The organism is Bartonella sp. HY038 (assembly GCF_014117425.1).
Taxonomy (GTDB): Bacteria; Pseudomonadota; Alphaproteobacteria; order Rhizobiales; family Rhizobiaceae; genus HY038.
Map to the genome: position 1 here is coordinate 539,960 of NZ_CP059725.1, position 18,224 is coordinate 558,183.

Below are 18,224 nucleotides of genomic sequence, written 5' to 3' on the forward strand. Positions count from 1 at the left end.
TAGATTGTGAGGCATTAATTAAACACCTCACAATTTTAAGTTTTTAAAGACCGCTTGCTAACTCTTTGACCAAACGGCTTGTCGCTGCAACAATATCGGCTTTAACCGCGCCATTGTCATCAAGGCTTTGTGCGACCGCATTAACAATCGCTGAGCCCACCACAACGCCATCGGCAAGCTTCGCAATATTGGCAGCTTGTTCTGCGGTTTTAATCCCAAAGCCAACCACGACTGGTAAATCTGTATGCTGCTTAATGCGCGCAACAGCATCGCCAATTTGCTCAATTTGCGGCAAGGCTTGGCCGGTAATACCCGTCATTGACACATAATAAACAAAGCCAGAGGTATTTTGTAAAACCTTTGGTAAGCGCTTGTCATCGGTTGTTGGGGTTGCAAGACGAATGAAATTAATGCCAGCTTTTAAGGCAGGCAAACAAAGCTCATTATCCATTTCAGGGGGGAGATCGACCACCAATAAGCCATCAAGTCCTGCTTCTTTGGCATCTTTCAAAAAGCGATCGACACCATAAATATAGATTGGATTATAATAGCCCATCATTAAAATTGGCGTAACATTATCATGGATGCGAAAATCCCTAATCAATTGCAAGGTTTTTGCAAGAGTTTGGCCATTTTTTAGTGCCCTTTGGCCGGCAAGCTGAATGGTTGGGCCATCGGCCATTGGGTCTGAAAAAGGCATGCCAAGTTCAATAATATCAGCACCAGATTTTGGCAAATCCAACATAATCTTTAAGGATTCATCATAATTAGGATCGCCAGCCATAATATAAGTGGCAAGAGCACTGCGACCTTCAGCTTTTAAGGCCGCAAATTTATCATCAATACGCGTCATAGTTAAAATCCTTAAAAAGCGTTACATTGCCATGCCGAGCAAATTGCCGACCGTATGCACATCCTTATCACCACGCCCCGAAAGATTGACGATGATAATTTGATCTTTGCCCATTTTAGGTGCGCGTTTTACTGCCTCTGCCAAGGCATGTGAAGATTCAAGCGCTGGAATAATACCTTCAGTACGGGTTAATAGTTGAAATGCGTCCAAAGCTTCATTGTCAAGAATAGGCACATAACTAACCCGCTTCGTGTCTTTAAGCCATGAATGTTCAGGGCCAACACCTGGATAATCAAGACCTGCAGAAACTGAATGGCCTTCAAGAATTTGCCCATCACTGTTCTGCAAAAGATAGGTGCGGTTGCCGTGAAGAACGCCGGGGCTTCCAGCACTCATTGATGCGCAATGCTCATCGCTATCAAGGCCGTGACCACCTGCTTCAACGCCAATAATTTCAACACTTTTATCATCAAGGAAGGAATGGAAAAGCCCAATAGCGTTAGAGCCACCACCAACGGCGGCAATAATCATATCAGGCAGGCGGCCTTCACGTTCTAAAATTTGTGCGCGCGCTTCATCACCGATAGTGGTTTGGAAATCGCGCACCATTTCAGGGTAGGGGTGCGGGCCGGCGGCAGTACCAATGAGATAATAAGTATCATCAACATTGCTAACCCAATCGCGCAAGGCTTCATTCATCGCGTCTTTTAAAGTGCCATTACCAGCCGATACTGGCTTTACTTCAGCGCCAAGAAGGTTCATGCGAAACACATTGGGCTTTTGCCGCTCAACATCGGTTGCACCCATATAAACAACACAAGGAAAGCCAAAGCGCGCGGCAACGGTTGCAGTAGCAACCCCGTGTTGACCGGCACCCGTTTCAGCAATAATGCGTTTTTTGCCCATGCGCTTTGCTAAAAGCACTTGGCCCAAACAATTATTGATTTTATGGCTGCCGGTGTGATTAAGGTCTTCACGTTTTAAATAGATTTTTGCGCCGCCAAGATGTTCTGAAAGACGATCGGCATAATAGAGCTTTGATGGACGGCCGGCATAATGGGTTAAAAGATTGGACAGCTCGGCTTTAAAGGCAGGATCATTTTTTGCTTCATCATAAGCATCTTGAAGCTCCAATATAAGTGGCATCAAAGTTTCAGCAACAAATCGACCGCCAAAAATACCAAACATGCCATCTTCATCAGGACCTGTCCGATACGAATTTAAGTCAATTGCGCGATCATCTTGCGCCCCATCAACCAGCTTTGTCACATCATTCTCCATTATTGCCATCTTCATTCAACTGTCGAATTTTATTAAATACTGCTTATAGTCATAAAAAACCAATTTAGGCAAAACATTTTAAATTGGTGGTGCCGTGCAAAGCATTGCATCGTTATTTTTGCTGGGCGATTAAAGCATTTTGTACCGCGTTAAAAAAACCGTTCATAAGGGCAAGATCTTTAACGCCTGGTTCACTCTCAACGCCTGATGAGACATCAATGCCACTTGGGCTAATCGTTGTTAATGCATCATGGATATTTTCAATGCGCAAACCACCAGAAAGCATGTAATCCATGTCGCTATCAAAATTATTTAATAATTGCCAATCAAAAGACACGCCATTCCCCCCGGGAAGATTAGAACCTTGTGGGGCTTTGGCATCAAATAAAATGCGGTCGCTAACTTCCCTGTAGGGAATAGCGTTTTGTAAATCTGGCGCGGTATGGACTGAAATTGCTTTCATCACGGGTAGATTATAGCGCTTTTTAATTTCAGCAACGCGGCGCGGCGTTTCATGGCCATGTAATTGCAGCATATCGGGCTTTACAATATGGACAAGGTCATCAAGAAAAAGATTATCAGCATCAACCGTTACGGCAACGGTTTTGGCGCGCTTTGCGACTGTTTCACAAAGCGCGGCTGCTTGCAAAAATGAAATATTGCGTGGACTTTTGGGAAAAAAGATAAAGCCAATATGGCTTGCACCATTGGCAATGGCCGCTTCTACCGCCTCATTTGTCTTTAATCCACAAATCTTTATATCAAGTGCCATTTTGGTTTTCCCATTTTGGTGATCCAAGTGAATTCTTTATTTTTTAAAAAGCCGATCATAACTTCATATCGGCCTAGAATCGTATTGATCTTTCTGTTTTGGTTCTCTTTTACTGCCAGAAAGTGATTTGTGCAAATAGGTCATCATGGCTGCTGCAAATAGCGGTGTCAATAAATTGAGTATCGGAATGGATAAAAACAAGGCAATCACCAAACCTGCACAAAAAACGTTCCATCGGTTTTGTAAGTAAAATTCATGACCACCTTTTTCAGCACGTAAGCGGCTTGCGGCAAATTCAAAATATTCTCGCCCTAAAAGATAGCCGTTAATGACAAAAAAGCCTATGAGATTAACCCCCGGTACCAATAATAATAAAAGCGCAATAATATTGCCGATGATGGAAAGGCAAAGAAAGCGCGCCGCGATAATCATCGAGCGACCAAGCGGCATTGCAGTTCCGACTTTATCTTGTGGGTAATCTTGCTTTTCAATAATTTCAGCCACATCATCAATAAAAAGCCCACCGATAAGTGCGGTAATTGGCCCCACCAATAAGGCAAGAATAGCTGCAAGCCCAAAGCTAAAAGTAATAATCCACACAATGCCAAGCCAGCCAAGCCAATCAGGCATGCCAGAAAAATAGGGTGCAAGCCAAGGAAAAACCGATTGAATAAATATTTGGCGTAAGAAAAACCATAGAAAAATCAAAAGACCAATTGTATAGCCAAGGGACTTCCAGAAAATTGTTCTAAATTGCGGCGACCATAAACGTTGTAGAGCCCAAAAGGCAGCGTTGAAAATCATTTTTTTCCTGACTTAAAACTGAAAAAGGCGAAACGAGGTTTTATTTTTATACTGGCATTTATTTTTTTAAAGCATTAATAATCATATATCGTAAAGCCTTGCCAATTTTAAAAGTGGATTGTCCGATATTTTTGGTTCTGATATGCTTTTTTAAAATTTTTTGTGCATTGGCGTTCAATGTCCGTTTTAACCAAATCCTATGGGTAAATCTATTTATCCTTTATATAAATCTAACTGTTCAAGAGTTTAAGTCTTTTATCCATTTAAATGTATAATTGTGTTCTTGTTTTGAACTTATGGAGCTTTTAATCCATGCCGAAATTCGATGTTTTAACTATTGGCAATGCCATTGTTGATGTTATTGCCCGTTGTTCTGATGATTTTCTTATTCAAAACGGCATTGTAAAAAATGCGATGAATTTGATTGATAGCGGCCGTGCTGAGCTTTTATATAGCCGTATGGGGCAAGCCATAGAGTCTTCAGGCGGTAGTGCTGCCAATACGGCGGCAAGTGTTGCCAGCCTTGGTGGTAAAGCTGCCTTTATGGGCAAGGTTGCAAGCGATCATTTAGGGCAAGTCTTTGCCCATGATATGCGCGGCCAAGGTGTTTCTTATGATACGCGCCCCTTAGAAAATGGTGCGCCAACCGCAAGATGTATGATTTTTAATACGCCCGATGGCGAGCGGTCGATGAATACTTATCTTGGCGCATGTATTGAGTTTGGCCCAGAAGATATTGAAATTTCCAAGGTTGCTGAAGCCAAAGTTACTTATTTTGAGGGGTATTTGTGGGATCCTCCACGCGCCAAGGAAGCAATGCGCCTTGCTGCACGTATTGCTCATGAAAATATGAATGAAGTTGCTATTACTCTGTCAGATTCATTTTGTGTTGAGCGCTATCGTGATGAATTTTTAGAAATGATCCGCTCTGGCATGGTTGATATTGTTTTTGCTAATGAAGCAGAAATTCTGGCGCTTTATGATACAACCTCATTTGATACAGCTATTCGCGCTATCCGCACCGATTGCAAGCACATTGCTTGTGTAACGCGCGGTGATAAGGGTTCGGTTATTGTTCAACGTGATGAAACCTTTACGATTTCGCCGATAGCGGTTGAAAAGGTTGTTGATACAACTGGCGCTGGTGATCTTTATGCGGCAGGCTTCCTTTATGGTTATACCAATGGGTTAAGCCTAGAAGATGCAGCGCGTCTTGGTTCGCTTGCTGCCGGTCTTGTTATTCAGCAAGTTGGTGCGCGCGTACAATATTCTTTGTGTGATGCAGCTATTCAAGAAGGCTTGATTGAAAAACGCTAAAGCAATTTTGAAAAATTGATCATACTATATAATCAGGGCACCTCTTCATTTTTGGGGTGCCTTTATCATTTTTGATAAATTAACAGCAAAATTCATCACGATTATTTCCATAGATTTGTTGTTGTCTTTTTGCTAGAAATTTTATCAATGTGATTAGAGCGTTTTTTAGAAAAGTGTGAAGCGGTTTTCGGACAAAAAACGCGGTGTAAACAATGCATTAGAGCGCCAATCTGAACCAAACAGATCGAAATACGCTCCAAAAAGGTGTAGCAAACATGATGACATTTTTGCCAGAATGGTCAATTTTTTTAAAATTTGCGCTTTATTCGATTATCTTGACACTTGTTCCCGGCCCTGATCTTACATTGCTTATTTCACGCTCTATCCTTGATGGGGCAAAAGCTGGCTTTGCTTGCTTGCTTGGCGCTTATAGTGGCATTTTTATCCACGTTATTGCCGTGTCTATTGGGCTTTCTGCGCTCATTATTGCCTCGCCAACTGCGTTTTTTATCTTAAAATGGCTTGGTGCTGCTTATCTTGTTTGGTTGGCTATTCAATTATTTCGCAACCGGTCAACTTTTAAGCTTGATATGGAAAAGACCAAAACATTTTCTTTCAAAAAGAATTATTTGGCTGGCTTGATGTCCAATTTGTTAAATCCTAAGGTTATTTTATTTAATATGACCTTTTTGCCGCAATTTGTGTCGGTGACAGATCCTCATGCTGCGGGTAAATTGGTTTTTTTGGGGCTATCTTTCATTCCCGTTTCCATGCCTTTTGTTGCCGCAATCATTATTGCAGCTGACCGCGTTGCTAAGCTATTAAAGGAAAACCCGCAATTTATTCGCGGTTTGAATTGGGTGATGGGAGCAATGTTCATGGGTTTTGCAGTAAAACTATTGGCCATTCAAGCAAAATAAAGCATGTCGATAAAATAAATGGGAGGATTTATGAACAAGGTTATTGCATTTGTTTCTCGTTATAATGGTGAGGAAACACAAAATTGGTTGGACGCATTAAATAAGGCATTTAATGGTCAAAAAATTATGGCAATATCAGCAATGAGCGATATGCAAAAGCATGATTGCTCGGTGGCAATTGTTGCTAATCCCGACCCTAGCGAGCTTGCTTTGCTGCCTAATTTACAACTTATCCATAGTTTATGGGCCGGGGTTGAAAGATTGGTTAGTGAGCTTCCACTAAATTGCGCGCCAATTATCCGCCTTATTGATCCTGAATTAACCCGCACCATGGCGGAAGCTGTGCTTGCTTGGAGCTATTATATTCAACGTGATATGCCGGCCTATCGGATCAGCCAAATTGCAAAACAATGGCAACCGCGTGAATATCGCCCACCTCATAATATGACTGTTGGCATTGTTGGCTTGGGGCTGCTTGGGCAAGCGTCAGCAAAATTTTTACAGCATGCCGGTTTTAATGTCATTGGTTGGAGCCGTAGCCCAAAAGCTATTGATAATCTTGAAAGCTTAACAGGTGATGACGGTTTAACGACATTGTTGCAGACAAGTGATATTGTTGTTTTACTCGTCCCCCTAACCAATGAAACCACTGGCTTGATGAATGACAAGCGGTTTTCTCAAATGAAAAAAGGTGCAGCTTTAATTAACTTTGCCCGTGGGCCAGTTGTTGAAGCGCAAGCCATGCTAAAATCTATTGAGCAAGGGCAACTCGGACATGCTATTCTTGATGTCTTTAATGTTGAGCCATTGCCGCCAACATGCCCCTATTGGCATAATCCAGCGATTACCATATTGCCCCATATTGCCGCGCAAACGCCTAAGGAAACTGCGGCAAAAATTGTTGCACACAATATTGCCACTTGGCAAAAAACCGGTGATTTACCGCCATTTGTCAATCGCAAATTGGGCTATTAATGCTGATTACAAAATTTATCTAAACTTTAGATAGAGCATTATCCAAGCAAAAACTATTATTTATAGGAAATTTATTAGTCGGCTAATTATTTAGTTGTGTTAAAAGAGTCACTAAAATAAGCAAATATGAATTTACATATATAAATTGAAGCTTATCAATTGAATTGCTAACAAGTCAATGTTATTTAAGGGAAAATTTTTTAGCAAGTTTAGCGGGATTCCCTATAATGTATAGACATAAACTTTTTTCATGGAAAAAAATTATTTTTTGCAGCACTTTTTTATGTTGTTTAAACACAAGTTTTTCTTATTCACAAATGGTCAATGACACCATTATTAGTTCGCCAGATACAGCATTAACACTTGATAATAATTATAACGGTTTAACCTTTGAAAATACAATAACCGGTCAGGTTTTGGGGGTAAACCGCGGAATACTTGTTAATGTAAACAATACAGTTAGCATTACCAATGCTGGTATGATTTCTGCCATACAAAATGCAGATCGTTTTTGGGAAGATGCAGGTATTCAAAACAGGGGTGTTATTACGAGTTTTGTCAATTCAGGCACGCTAAAATCGTCTTTGGGCTTGGGGCTGTTTAATCAAGGCACGATTGGTTCAATATATAACACGCAAAGCGGCGTTATTTCATCAGATAACACGACAGCTATTTTGTCTACTGGTGCTATTGATAGTATAACCAATGATGGCGTTATATCAGGTGTTGACGCGGCTATTATTACCACGGCTAAAATCAATACTTTGACTAATTCTGGCGTTATTTCTGGCTATAATGCAGGTATTCAGTTGGATGGTCCAGCAGCGATTGATAAGATAATAAATAATAATATTATCGAAGCGCGCGGCGATCATACAACTTGGTACAATGCCGCTATTTTTACCAATGGTGGTACGGGATATATCGGGTCTATTGATAATCATGGCCAGCTTAAATCTAGTCAATATGGTGTATTGACTTATAATGATATTGGCCAAATTAATAATTATGGCACCATTGAAACAGGCCAAAGCGCCATTATTCAAAATAGGGGTACGATTGGAGTCATTAATAATTATGGGACTATTGGTAGCAAGGATGTAGAAAACTCCCAAGCCATTATTCTTAATAATATTAATCCCATTGCACAAAGCAATGTCATCAATAATTATGGTACTATATATGCGCGTCAATCATTGGGTATTATGGTCAATAATACAAATGGCAATCAAAATACTGTAAGTATCAATAATTATAAAGACATAAGCGGTGTTGTTGGTATAGAGCTTACTGGCAGTACGGGTAGTGTTGTTATCGAAAATAGTGGCAATATTAATGGTGTTAATGTGGGGGTCGAATCCTCTTTCCAAAATGCTATTATTAAGAATTTTGAAGGTGGCGTTATCCAAGGTGGCGGCGCGTCTATTTCTGTTTCGGCAAATGGTCAAGTCTTAAATTATGGTTCTCTTTTAGGTGAAGTGAATTTACGCTCTGCATCTCTTTACGCTCTTGGTGATAAAAGCATTATCAAGGGTAATGTGATTGGTGATGAAGATGCATTATTTTCTGTTGGTAAGGGTACACAAACCGCAAATTATGACGCGCAGGATTTAACTGTAGTTAGTGTTGGAAAAATTGCCGTTGAAGCCAATTCATCTTTAAAACTGTATGACACGACAAGTTGGGAAACATTGTCTAGCGAACAAGATGCGTTTAAAAATCTAGGCACTTTATACATTAATGGTAATGTCAGCTTAAAGTCTAATGTTACGAATGATGGCATAATTTCATTCTCTTATGATAATACTTATAAGACTCTAAAAATTGATGGTAATTATGCTGCCAATAATGGTCAAATTTTTATTAATACCGTATTGGGTGATAGCAATTCTTCAACCGATCAATTGCATATTTTAGGCGATGCAACGGGTAGTACTTGGGTTAATATCCTTAATCGCAATGGTATTGGCGCACTAACAACTGGAAATGGTATAAATATCATTAAAGTTGATGGTACATCTTCTGCCGATGCATTTACTTTAAAATCTGATTATTCGTTTGAGGGACGCTCAGCAATTATTGCAGGTGCTTATGCCTATTCACTTTATGCAAGCGATGCTGCGGGTAATTTTGATGGCAATTGGTATTTGCGTTCGCTTAGTACAAAAGATGATGATGATACTGAAGACAAACCAGTAAAGCCAGTAAAGCCAGTTTATTCAGCCACTGCGCCCTTATATGAAGCCTATCCGCAAATACTTCAGCAGTTGAATAAGGTTGGAACGCTGGAACAGCGCGTTGGTAACCGCACTTGGCTCAACACGTCAAAAGATTCACAAGCCAATACAATTGATCAAGCGGATGGTCGTGGCTTTTGGATGAAGATTGATGGTGGTACAGGCCACATTAAATCTGATATTAGTAAAACCAATTCTTCATATGATATCGATTTGGTAAAAACATTATTAGGATTGGATTTTATTGCCCAAGAAACTGCTCATGGTAAATTTATTGGCGGTGTTTATTTCCAATATGGTCATGCAAAAGCTGACATTGATTCACGCTATGGTGATGGTGAAATAACTACAGATGGTTATGGCTTTGGTGGAACTTTAACTTGGTATGGCGCCAATGGGCTATATGTTGATGGTGTAGCTCAAGTGATGTTCTATGATAGTGATATCCGTTCCAATTGGCTAGAAAATGGATTTGGTAAGCGCGTTGTTGATGGCAATCGCGGTCGTGGTTATGCTCTTAGCATTGAGGCAGGTAAGAAAATTGCTCTTAATCAAGAATGGGCAATGACCCCACAAGTTCAGTTAAGTTATAATGATGTCGATTTTAATAGTTTCAATGATAATTATGGCGGCCATGTCAATGCAAAAGATGGTAATGCATTAACGGGTCGTTTGGGCATGCAATTTGATCGTGAAGTAAGCTGGAAAACATCAGAAGGTGATTTACGCCGTTTAAAGGCTTATGGTATTGGCAATCTTTATTATGATTTCTTAAATGGTACCAATATTAATTTGACCGGTGTTAATTTCCGTAATCGTTCAGATCGTTTCTGGGGTGGTCTTGGCACAGGTATTTCTTATAATTGGAAAGATGATGCCTTTACCATCTATAGTGAAATTGATGCGCGTACCAGTTTTACAAATTTTAGCGATAGTTATAGTTTTAATGGTACAGTTGGTTTTAAAGCCCGCTTTTAAGTGTCGTTTCTTTCATCAAAAAAAAGGCAGCCAATTGGCTGCCTTTTTATTTTTAAACACTATTCATGCTTTGTATATGAGGTCATGACCCTAGATCATTTGTGCAATCGTGAAACAAGGTTATTGGTGAAGCGTTTTGAAGCGGGCAATTTCCTTATAGCCAATATCTTGGCGGCAAAAACCTTGTGGCCAATTGATCTTATCAATGGCGGCATAGGCTTTTTGTTGGGCTTCTAACACGGTTGCGCCCTTAGCGGTAACATTTAAAACCCGTCCACCATTCGCAATTAATTTCCCTTCCTTTAACGCGGTTCCAGCGTGGAAGATGACAACATCTTTTTCTTTGGCTGCTTCTTCAACGCCTTCAATAATCGTGCCTTTAAGTGGATGATCGGGATAGCCTTCGGCAGCTAAAACAACGGTGAGTGCCGCCTCATTTGCCCATTTTGGTGTAACGCCTGCTAGATTGCCGGTTGCCGCCTTCTCAAGCAGTGGGATAAGATCATCTTGCAACAGCATCATTAATACCTGACATTCAGGATCACCAAAGCGCACATTATACTCAATCAGTTTTGGACCATGGTCGGTTAGCATTAAGCCTGCATATAAAATACCGGTAAATGGCGCATCAATGGCAATCATGCCGCGCATGGTTGGTTCAATAATTTCGCGCATGGTTTGGGCAATAAGTTCATCACTCATGATTGATGCCGGTGAATAGGCACCCATGCCGCCCGTATTAGGCCCAGTATCACCATTACCTACGCGCTTATGGTCTTGGGCCGTGCCAAAGGGAATAGCGTTTTTGCCATCGCAAAGGCAAAAAAAGCTTGCTTCTTCGCCTTGTAAAAATTCTTCTACCACAACTTCAGCGCCCGCTTCGCCAAAAGCACCATCAAAGCAAGCATCAATGGCATTTAATGCGTCTTCCAAGGTCATAGCAACAAATACGCCTTTGCCGGCGGCCAAGCCATCGGCTTTAACCACGATTGGTGCACCTTGTTGGCGAATATAGGCTTTGGCGCTATCTGCATCACTAAAGCGGCCATAGCTAGCGGTTGGGATATCAAAGCGGCTACAAATATCCTTGGTGAAGCCTTTTGAGCCCTCAAGCTGTGCGGCTTGCTTGGTTGGGCCAACAACTTTAATATTAGCGGCGATCAAATCATCGCAAATGCCAACAACAAGCGGTGCTTCAGGGCCAACCATAACAAGGTCAACACCATTATCTTTACAAAAAGCAATAACCGCTTGGTGATCGCTAATATCAAGACTGATATTTTCAGCAATGTTTGCAGTTCCAGGATTGCCGGGGGCGCACCATAATTTTTCTAATAGGGGGGAACGTGTCATTTTCCATGCCAAAGCATGCTCGCGCCCACCAGAACCAATAAGAAGAATTTTCATGCCACAGCCCCATTCCCTGTTAAAAGTCATCATTGAACTTTAATCTTTAAATCATCTAACATGGATGCGGCAAGCAAATAACATCAAAAAATTATGTTAAACACATAAAGCATGCTTCTTGCAAAAGCAGGCTAGCCTTTTGGGGGAGGGGGCAATTTTTATATGCCCTATATCAGATAATTTTTGTAAGTTAGAATAACAAAGCTTGGCAAAAGGCCTCTCGCGGATAACCTATCATATAATAACCAATTACCGAACAATCACCAATTCTTCGGCGGCACGGGTTATTGCGGTATAAAGCCAACGCTCTCTTGTTTCACGAAAGGCATAGCTTTCGTCAAACAATACCACCTTATCCCATTGTGAGCCTTGCGCTTTATGGGTGGTTAAGGCGTAGCCATAGTCAAAATCATCATAGCGTTTTTTCAAGTTCCAAGCAATTTCCGCATCGGGATCTTCAAATTGCGCTTTTAATAATTTGATTTTTGCCATGCCGCGATCATCATCTTCTGGGTTTATCAAAAGATTAATACCCGGCTTTACTGTTTCTTTAGAGGATTGAAACACTTTCCAAAGCGAGCCATTAAGCAAGCCTTTTACAGGGTCATTGCGCAAGCATACGAGTTTATCGCCAGCTTGCGGATAAACAGCGTCAAAGCCTTTTAACTCTCGCAAACGTTGATTATAGCGCTTTCTTGTCCGATTGGTGCCAACCAATACTTGATCTGCCGCCAAAACCAGTTCTTGATTAACATCGTTACGGGTGATGATCCGTGCTTTGCCATAATCACCATAAGCAATATCGCGCCCCTCGCGCACATCAAGTGCAAGGCGAATAATTGGATTGTCTTTGGCTTGACGGTGAATTTCAGTTAATAAAAAATCAGGCTCTGCCTCGGTAAAAAAGCCGCCACCGGAAATAGGTGGCAATTGCCCGGGGTCACCTAGCACCAAAATCGGTGTGCCAAAACTCATCAAATCGCGGCCCAATTGCTCGTCTACCATTGAACATTCATCGACAACGATTAAAGCGGCTTGGCTAACGGGACTTTGGCGGTTAACCGAAAACATCGGCGCAATTGAGGTTTTACCAGTAATTTCGTCTTCAACCGCTTCTTCGCCGCGTGGCCGATAGATAAGCGAATGCAGCGTGCGAGCATTGCTTGCGCCTTTGGAGCGCAAAACTTGCGCGGCTTTGCCGGTAAAAGCGGCAAATTGCACCGTGCCATCAATTGTTTCAGCAAAATAGCGAGCAAGGGTGGTTTTACCCGTACCGGCATAGCCAAAAAGCCTAAAAATAGGAGACCGCCCCGCTTTTAACCAGCGAGCCACTTCGTCCAATGCTTTTTCTTGTTCAGGTGAAAACTTCATGAAAAGAACAAAACAGGATTCGAGTAAAAAGCGCAAGCTTGAACTATCTTTGTACACGCGATTTTTATTCAGTAAAGAATAACATATTTAAAACACAAGAGGATCATTATAGTAAAACATCTATAATGCTTGTTAGGAATAGTTATTGGTTAATCTAAGGTGGAAAAGGGCGCGCTATGGAAAAATTATTCACAACGATTTGGGAGGCTCGTGATAGCTATCTTATTATTCTAAACGATAATGGCATGATCTATCACACCCAAACCGGCGGTGAATTACACGATGAAGAAGAGGCGCAAGGGTTTTTGCTACCTTTTCCAATTTATAAAAACAAAGAATTTTGCCATGCTATAATTTCTTTATTTCAAGACCACTATTATCAATATAGTGACCAATGCTATTTACATCACAATCCGCAATTGCGTCAAAACTTGAGTAACCTTTTTGAAGAATTTCAACTTGCGGAGCTAATTGAATTAGATGAGGGTGAGCTCGATAAATCTTATAATCAATGGATTTATGTTAATATTAAAGCCGGATTTCAAGATATGTTCACCGTACCACAGCAGCAATTACCGCTCAAAGCTGTTTTAACATGGTCTTTCAATGATCCATTTGTTGAGCGGCCAGATTATCATATCTATGCGGAAATGGTAAAAAAATCACAAGAAATTATACTTAAGGCAAAGAGGCGAAAAGAGGAAATGGGGCGCAATGGATAAGGCAAATAATCCACCTAACAAGGCGTTTAAGCTGATACTGCATATCATTTGCTTTATTCTTGCCTGCATTGTGGTTATAAATGCCGAGCTATCGCTAATTGCTGATACATGCAATCAATCAATGTCGGATAGTTTTCAAGGCATTGTCTTTTCGGTGATTATTTGGGCGGTTCTCATTGCACTGAATCTTAAAAGCAAAAGCTATTTAAACTTTTGGATAAGTTTGCTGTTACCAAGTTGCTATTTTATTGCCGTTTTACCGCGCAGCATTGCGGTATTTAACCATGTTGTTATGAACAATCAAAATATTTGCACGATAAATATGATGATGGTTGAAGGTCGTATTGATACGGCGGACTTGGTTGGTGGGTTTTGTTGGCTTTTCCTAAGCCTTACAGCAATTTATATTTTTGCCCTTGGCTTACGGCGGCTTTTAGCTTGGGGCAAAAACAATATAGCAAACATAAAAAAGCGCTTTAGCAAATGTTAGGCAGCTAAAGCGCTTTTTAATTTCTATTTTTTACCAATCAATATTTATTCTTTTACAACGCCAACAAATGGCAATTGGCGGTATGAATGGGCAACGTCCATGCCGTAGCCAACCACAAATTCATCAGGGCATTCAAAACCAACATAATCGGCAGAAATATCTGCTTGGCGGCGTGTATGCTTGTCAAGAAGAACGGCAATGCGGCTTGATTTGGCACCGCGTTCACTCACCAAATTTTGCACAAATTGCAAAGTGTTACCTGATTCAAGAATATCATCAATCAGCAAAACATCGCGGCCAGCAATATCACTATCAATATCATGGACAAGGCGGATATTACCGGGGATCTTGCTTTCGCCATAGCTTGATACAGTGATAAATTCAACCGATGAAACGATGCCAGTCTTATGCAAAGCACGGATCAAATCGGCAGCAAAAACAAAAGAACCTTTTAAAATGGGCAAAACCAAAAGACGGCTAGGATTTGAAGCTGCAATTTCGGCGGCAATAAGATTATTGCGCTCTGCGATTTGTTCTTCTGAAAAAAGAACATCAATTTGTCGACCGTCTATATGGGGCATTAACTTTTTCTTTTTGCTAGGAATTAAGAATCAATGGGGAATGGGCTCTATTTATAAGCTATTGAGGATTGGCGCAAAGGAATTCGTTAAAAAAAACTTTTTCCAAAGCTTGCAACCATTTTTTTGTAGTTTTAGCTAGGCTTGAAAACTAAGTAGATGATAAAAGTTGTTTTTAGCGCTGGCCTTAATGCAAAAGATTGTAAATGCCGACTAATCACCTCAAAATTGCCTTATAGAAATATTTAATTAGAGTTAAGCTAAAAATTATCAGCCATAGTTTCATATGTCTTAGGTTAAAACTGATTAATAATATTTGCGACAAGGTTAGGGGGGTAATCCTAAATTGGTTGTTTGAGTTCATGAATATCAATCTTATTGAAATAATTAATTTTACTCATGGGTAAAAGGCTTTTAAAAGCTGCAAGCAGAAAAAACAGGGTAAGTATTACGTGATTCGCTTTGATAATGTAGGTTTGCGCTATGGTATGGGGGCTGAAATCTTAAAAGATGTCAGCTTCAATATACCATCAGGCTCATTTCAATTTTTAACTGGTGCATCAGGTGCTGGCAAAACCACGCTTTTGCGTTTGATGTTTTTGGCATTAAAGCCAACGCGTGGGCTTATCACCGTTTTTGATAAGGATACATCCTTGCTCGCGCGTAATGAAATGCCGCAATTGCGCAAGCGCATTGGCATTGTTTTTCAAGATTTTAGGCTTCTTGATCATTTAACCACTTATGAAAATGTGTCGCTGCCCTTGCGCGTGCGTGGCCGTGAAGAACACACCTACCGCGCTGAGGTAGAAGAATTATTGCATTGGGTTGGCCTTGGCGAGCGCATGAATGTTTTGCCCCCTGTATTGTCTGGCGGTGAAAAACAGCGTGCAGCAATTGCCCGTGCCTTGATTGATCAGCCTGAAGTGCTTTTAGCCGATGAGCCAACCGGTAATGTTGATCCGCCAATGGCACGACGTTTACTGCGCTTATTTATTGAGTTGAATAGGCTTGGCACTGCGGTTGTGATTGCCACCCATGATTTACCACTAATGGACCAAGTTGATGCACGCCGGATGATTTTGGAAGAGGGAAAGTTGAAAATTTATGACTGATGCTGTGCAGCAAAAATCACCCAAGCGTCCAATTGGCCGGTTTTTGGGAAAAAAATCCAATGGTCTTACCCCGATTGTTCCTGAAGGTGACATTCGTGGTTTTGCTTTGGCTGTAGTGCTCACCATTATGACATTTTTAGCAAGCCTTTCCCTTGGCGGTGTTAATCTTATCAACTCTTATGCAAAAAGCTGGCAATCGGATATATCGCGTGAAGCAACAATTCAAATTATGCCGGGCGATAATGTCAACATGGAAGACGCGCTTAAAAATGCTGTGCGGCTTGTTACTGACTTTCCGGGGGTTAAAGAAGCGCGCGTTCTTGACCGGGAGGAAACGCAAAGCCTGCTTGAACCCTGGCTTGGTAGTGGTATTAATGTCAATGAGTTGCCAATTCCGCGCTTGATTATTGTGACTTTTGATCAAGGTACGGCTCCCGATACTTTTAGTTTGCGTGAGCTGGTTAAGCAAAATGTGCCTAATGCCTATTTTGATGATCATCGCATGTGGGTCGATCAATTATCTAGCGTTGCCAATAGCTTTGTGGCAGTTGGGCTTGGTGTCTTTATACTGGTGCTTGTTGCATTGATTTTAACCATTGTTTTTGCAACACGTAGTACACTTTCTAACAATAACCATATTATTGAAGTCTTGCACTTTATTGGAGCCGAAGCTGGATTTGTGGCGAGACAATTTGGCTGGTATTTTTTCAAAACCGGTTTAAAAGGGGCGACTATCGGTGCTTTGGCGGCTTTGTCGCTATTTTTTGCTTTTTCTTTTTGGTCATCTTATAATAGTCAATCGCCGCAAGCTATGGAACTTACCATGTTGCTTGGTACCTATTCTATCGGCTGGTTAAGCATTGTTGAGACGTTTTTACTTATTTTCTTTGTGGCATTTTTGACCATGTTTACTAGCCGTATTACGGTCATTCGCCAATTGCGTGAAATTGACAGCAAGGAAACAGGCTTTTTTGCTATAAATGCGTAACAATTCATTCTAAAGTATAAGTCCTTATCATTTGCTGACTGATAAGGACTTTTTAGAGCGTTTTTTGAAAAGTGTGAAGCGGTTTTCGGACAAAAAACGCGATGTAAACAATGCATTAGAGCGCCGATCTGATCCAATCAGATCGAAATGCACTCTAATGTTGAGACTTAAATCAGCGACTTTACAATACGTTCTAATAAAGCAAGATCTTGTGGGCGGGATAAGCGATGGTCGCCATCATGCACCAGGGTTAAAGTCACATCATTGAGCGGCAAATGTTCCATCAGCTTCATAGTTGATTGATAAGGAACCACATCATCTTTCATGCCTTGGACAATATGCACTGGACAGCCAGTGTCAATAATGCCCTTTAAAACAAGATTATTGGCGCCATCATCAAGCAGTTTTTTTGTATAGGGGGTGGAGCCATATTCTGTTTCAATTGTAAAATAGCCTTGTCGAGCCAAATCTTCGCGGTTTTGGTCGGTAAGACTTGGTTCAACAAGGGTTTTGGTAAAATCAGGCGCTGGTGCCAATAAAATAATTGCTGCCGGTGTAATGTTTTTCTTCTTTAATTCTTCAACCATTCGCAAAGTAATCCAACCGCCCATGGATGAGCCGATCAAAATTTGTGGGCCGTTACTAAAATGCTCAAAAATAGCAAGGCTTTGGGCAAGCCAAAGAGAAATTGAGCCGTCAAAGAAATCGCCTTTTGATTCACCATGGCCTGAATAGTCAAAGCGTAAAAAACTATGGTTTTCTTTAACCGCCAATTCTTCTAAAAATACTGCCTTTGTTCCAAGCATATCTGAACGATAGCCGCCAATCCAGACAAGCCCAGGAGCTTTGTCGCCTGTTTTTTGGCGTAAAGCAATGTCAATACCTTCAACATTATAAAATTGCGCGGGGTTTATATCAACATTGGTCATCTCACCATATCCTTTATTTGCAATATCTATTTCGCAAGCCATGCTATCATATTTGTTAAGGGGCAGATCAACTTAATTTTGATAAAATATGAAAAGAAAATTGCGGGCATCATTTTGACGGCGGCAAAGCTATTGTGAAAATTTAAACCTATTTTAAAACGCCTCCCACAAAGCTGCAATCAATAATGACATAAAACTCATTCACATATTTTGATAGATTAGCAGGTCCTGACCCTAAACAAGATTAATATAATTAACTATTTTTATAATGCCATTATTTCTAATCTAAGACTAATTGCTGATTACTTGTTGCTAGGGGTAATTATTTGTAAATCAGGTAATATTGTTATTTATAAAATTGTACTTATTATGGTTATTTGATAGCAATTTAAAAAATCTACGTTGGATTTTACTGGCTTAGCGTTAAAGCATAATAGAATCACTGTGTTTAGTCTATTTGAGTTCTTGTTTGATAAAAGCTTATTTTTGG

16 protein-coding genes are annotated in these 18,224 nt (G+C 40.7%); 8 read left to right on the forward strand and 8 right to left on the reverse strand.

Translation table 11 applies throughout. The features are described 5' to 3' along the window. Nucleotides 1–43 precede the first annotated feature (43 nt). The 4 genes from trpA to H3299_RS02265 all read right to left on the reverse strand — a co-directional run bounded on the left by trpA (nt 44) and on the right by H3299_RS02265 (nt 3,710). Nucleotides 44–853 carry a tryptophan synthase subunit alpha gene (gene trpA / locus H3299_RS02250; RefSeq protein WP_182418714.1) on the reverse strand — a complete coding sequence of 270 codons (810 nt, stop codon included), beginning with the start codon at nt 851–853 and terminating at the stop codon, nt 44–46. 21 nt (nt 854–874) lie between these two features. After that, the gene (gene trpB, locus H3299_RS02255) at nt 875–2,041 is read right to left on the reverse strand and encodes a tryptophan synthase subunit beta (protein ID WP_246708185.1); all 1,167 of its coding nucleotides are present in this window, start codon (nt 2,039–2,041) and stop codon (nt 875–877) included. Between the two features lie 205 nt (nt 2,042–2,246). After that, nucleotides 2,247–2,906: a phosphoribosylanthranilate isomerase gene (locus tag H3299_RS02260; RefSeq protein WP_182418715.1), complete on the reverse strand. Its 660-nt coding sequence runs from the start codon at nt 2,904–2,906 to the stop codon at nt 2,247–2,249. 63 nt (nt 2,907–2,969) lie between these two features. Next, entirely contained in the window at nt 2,970–3,710 is a 741-nt protein-coding gene (locus H3299_RS02265; RefSeq protein ID WP_182418716.1) for a sulfate transporter family protein, read from the reverse strand. 312 nt (nt 3,711–4,022) lie between these two features. On the opposite strand from H3299_RS02265, the gene H3299_RS02270 reads away from it, so the two are divergent. From H3299_RS02270 to H3299_RS02285, 4 genes are all read left to right on the forward strand, one after another. Then, nucleotides 4,023–5,027, forward strand: coding sequence for an adenosine kinase (locus tag H3299_RS02270; RefSeq protein WP_182418717.1), 1,005 nt, complete (start codon nt 4,023–4,025; stop codon nt 5,025–5,027). A gap of 278 nt (nt 5,028–5,305) precedes the next feature. After that, nucleotides 5,306–5,947: a LysE family translocator gene (locus H3299_RS02275; RefSeq protein WP_182419604.1), complete on the forward strand. Its 642-nt coding sequence runs from the start codon at nt 5,306–5,308 to the stop codon at nt 5,945–5,947. A 30-nt stretch (nt 5,948–5,977) separates the two neighbouring features. Continuing rightward, nucleotides 5,978–6,922: a glyoxylate/hydroxypyruvate reductase A gene (locus H3299_RS02280; RefSeq protein WP_182418718.1), complete on the forward strand. Its 945-nt coding sequence runs from the start codon at nt 5,978–5,980 to the stop codon at nt 6,920–6,922. Nucleotides 6,923–7,149: 227 nt separating this feature from the next. Then, complete coding sequence (locus H3299_RS02285) at nt 7,150–10,137, forward strand: autotransporter outer membrane beta-barrel domain-containing protein (RefSeq protein WP_182418719.1); 2,988 nt, start codon at nt 7,150–7,152, stop codon at nt 10,135–10,137. Between the two features lie 120 nt (nt 10,138–10,257). Here the strand turns inward: H3299_RS02285 and purD are convergent, their stop codons facing one another. Together purD and H3299_RS02295 are read right to left on the reverse strand one after the other, a co-directional pair. Further along, nucleotides 10,258–11,544, reverse strand: coding sequence for a phosphoribosylamine--glycine ligase (gene purD, locus H3299_RS02290; protein ID WP_182418720.1), 1,287 nt, complete (start codon nt 11,542–11,544; stop codon nt 10,258–10,260). A gap of 249 nt (nt 11,545–11,793) precedes the next feature. Continuing rightward, complete coding sequence (locus H3299_RS02295) at nt 11,794–12,915, reverse strand: ATP-dependent RecD-like DNA helicase (protein ID WP_182418721.1); 1,122 nt, start codon at nt 12,913–12,915, stop codon at nt 11,794–11,796. A 176-nt stretch (nt 12,916–13,091) separates the two neighbouring features. Here H3299_RS02295 and H3299_RS02300 point away from each other — a divergent pair, with 176 nt between their 5' ends. Both H3299_RS02300 and H3299_RS02305 read left to right on the forward strand, forming a co-directional pair. Next, a complete protein-coding gene (locus H3299_RS02300; RefSeq protein ID WP_182418722.1) occupies nt 13,092–13,637 on the forward strand; it encodes a DUF6210 family protein in 546 nt (181 codons plus the stop codon). Beyond that, nucleotides 13,630–14,127 carry a hypothetical protein gene (locus tag H3299_RS02305; protein WP_182418723.1) on the forward strand — a complete coding sequence of 166 codons (498 nt, stop codon included), beginning with the start codon at nt 13,630–13,632 and terminating at the stop codon, nt 14,125–14,127. Before H3299_RS02300 ends, H3299_RS02305 begins: the two co-directional genes overlap by 8 nt. 44 nt (nt 14,128–14,171) lie before the next feature. On the opposite strand, the gene hpt is transcribed toward H3299_RS02305, so the two are convergent. Next, on the reverse strand, nt 14,172–14,708 hold the full coding sequence (hpt, locus tag H3299_RS02310; RefSeq protein WP_182418724.1) for a hypoxanthine phosphoribosyltransferase: 537 nt from the start codon (nt 14,706–14,708) through the stop codon (nt 14,172–14,174). A gap of 449 nt (nt 14,709–15,157) precedes the next feature. Here hpt and ftsE point away from each other — a divergent pair, with 449 nt between their 5' ends. Together ftsE and H3299_RS02320 are read left to right on the forward strand one after the other, a co-directional pair. After that, nucleotides 15,158–15,817 (forward strand): cell division ATP-binding protein FtsE, encoded by a 660-nt coding sequence (ftsE, locus tag H3299_RS02315; RefSeq protein ID WP_182418725.1) that lies wholly within the window; start codon nt 15,158–15,160, stop codon nt 15,815–15,817. After that, nucleotides 15,810–16,805 (forward strand): ABC transporter permease, encoded by a 996-nt coding sequence (locus H3299_RS02320; protein WP_182418726.1) that lies wholly within the window; start codon nt 15,810–15,812, stop codon nt 16,803–16,805. Before ftsE ends, H3299_RS02320 begins: the two co-directional genes overlap by 8 nt. A gap of 167 nt (nt 16,806–16,972) precedes the next feature. On the opposite strand, the gene H3299_RS02325 is transcribed toward H3299_RS02320, so the two are convergent. Beyond that, entirely contained in the window at nt 16,973–17,734 is a 762-nt protein-coding gene (locus tag H3299_RS02325) for a carboxylesterase (protein ID WP_182418727.1), read from the reverse strand. Between the last annotated feature and the right edge of the window lie 490 nt (nt 17,735–18,224).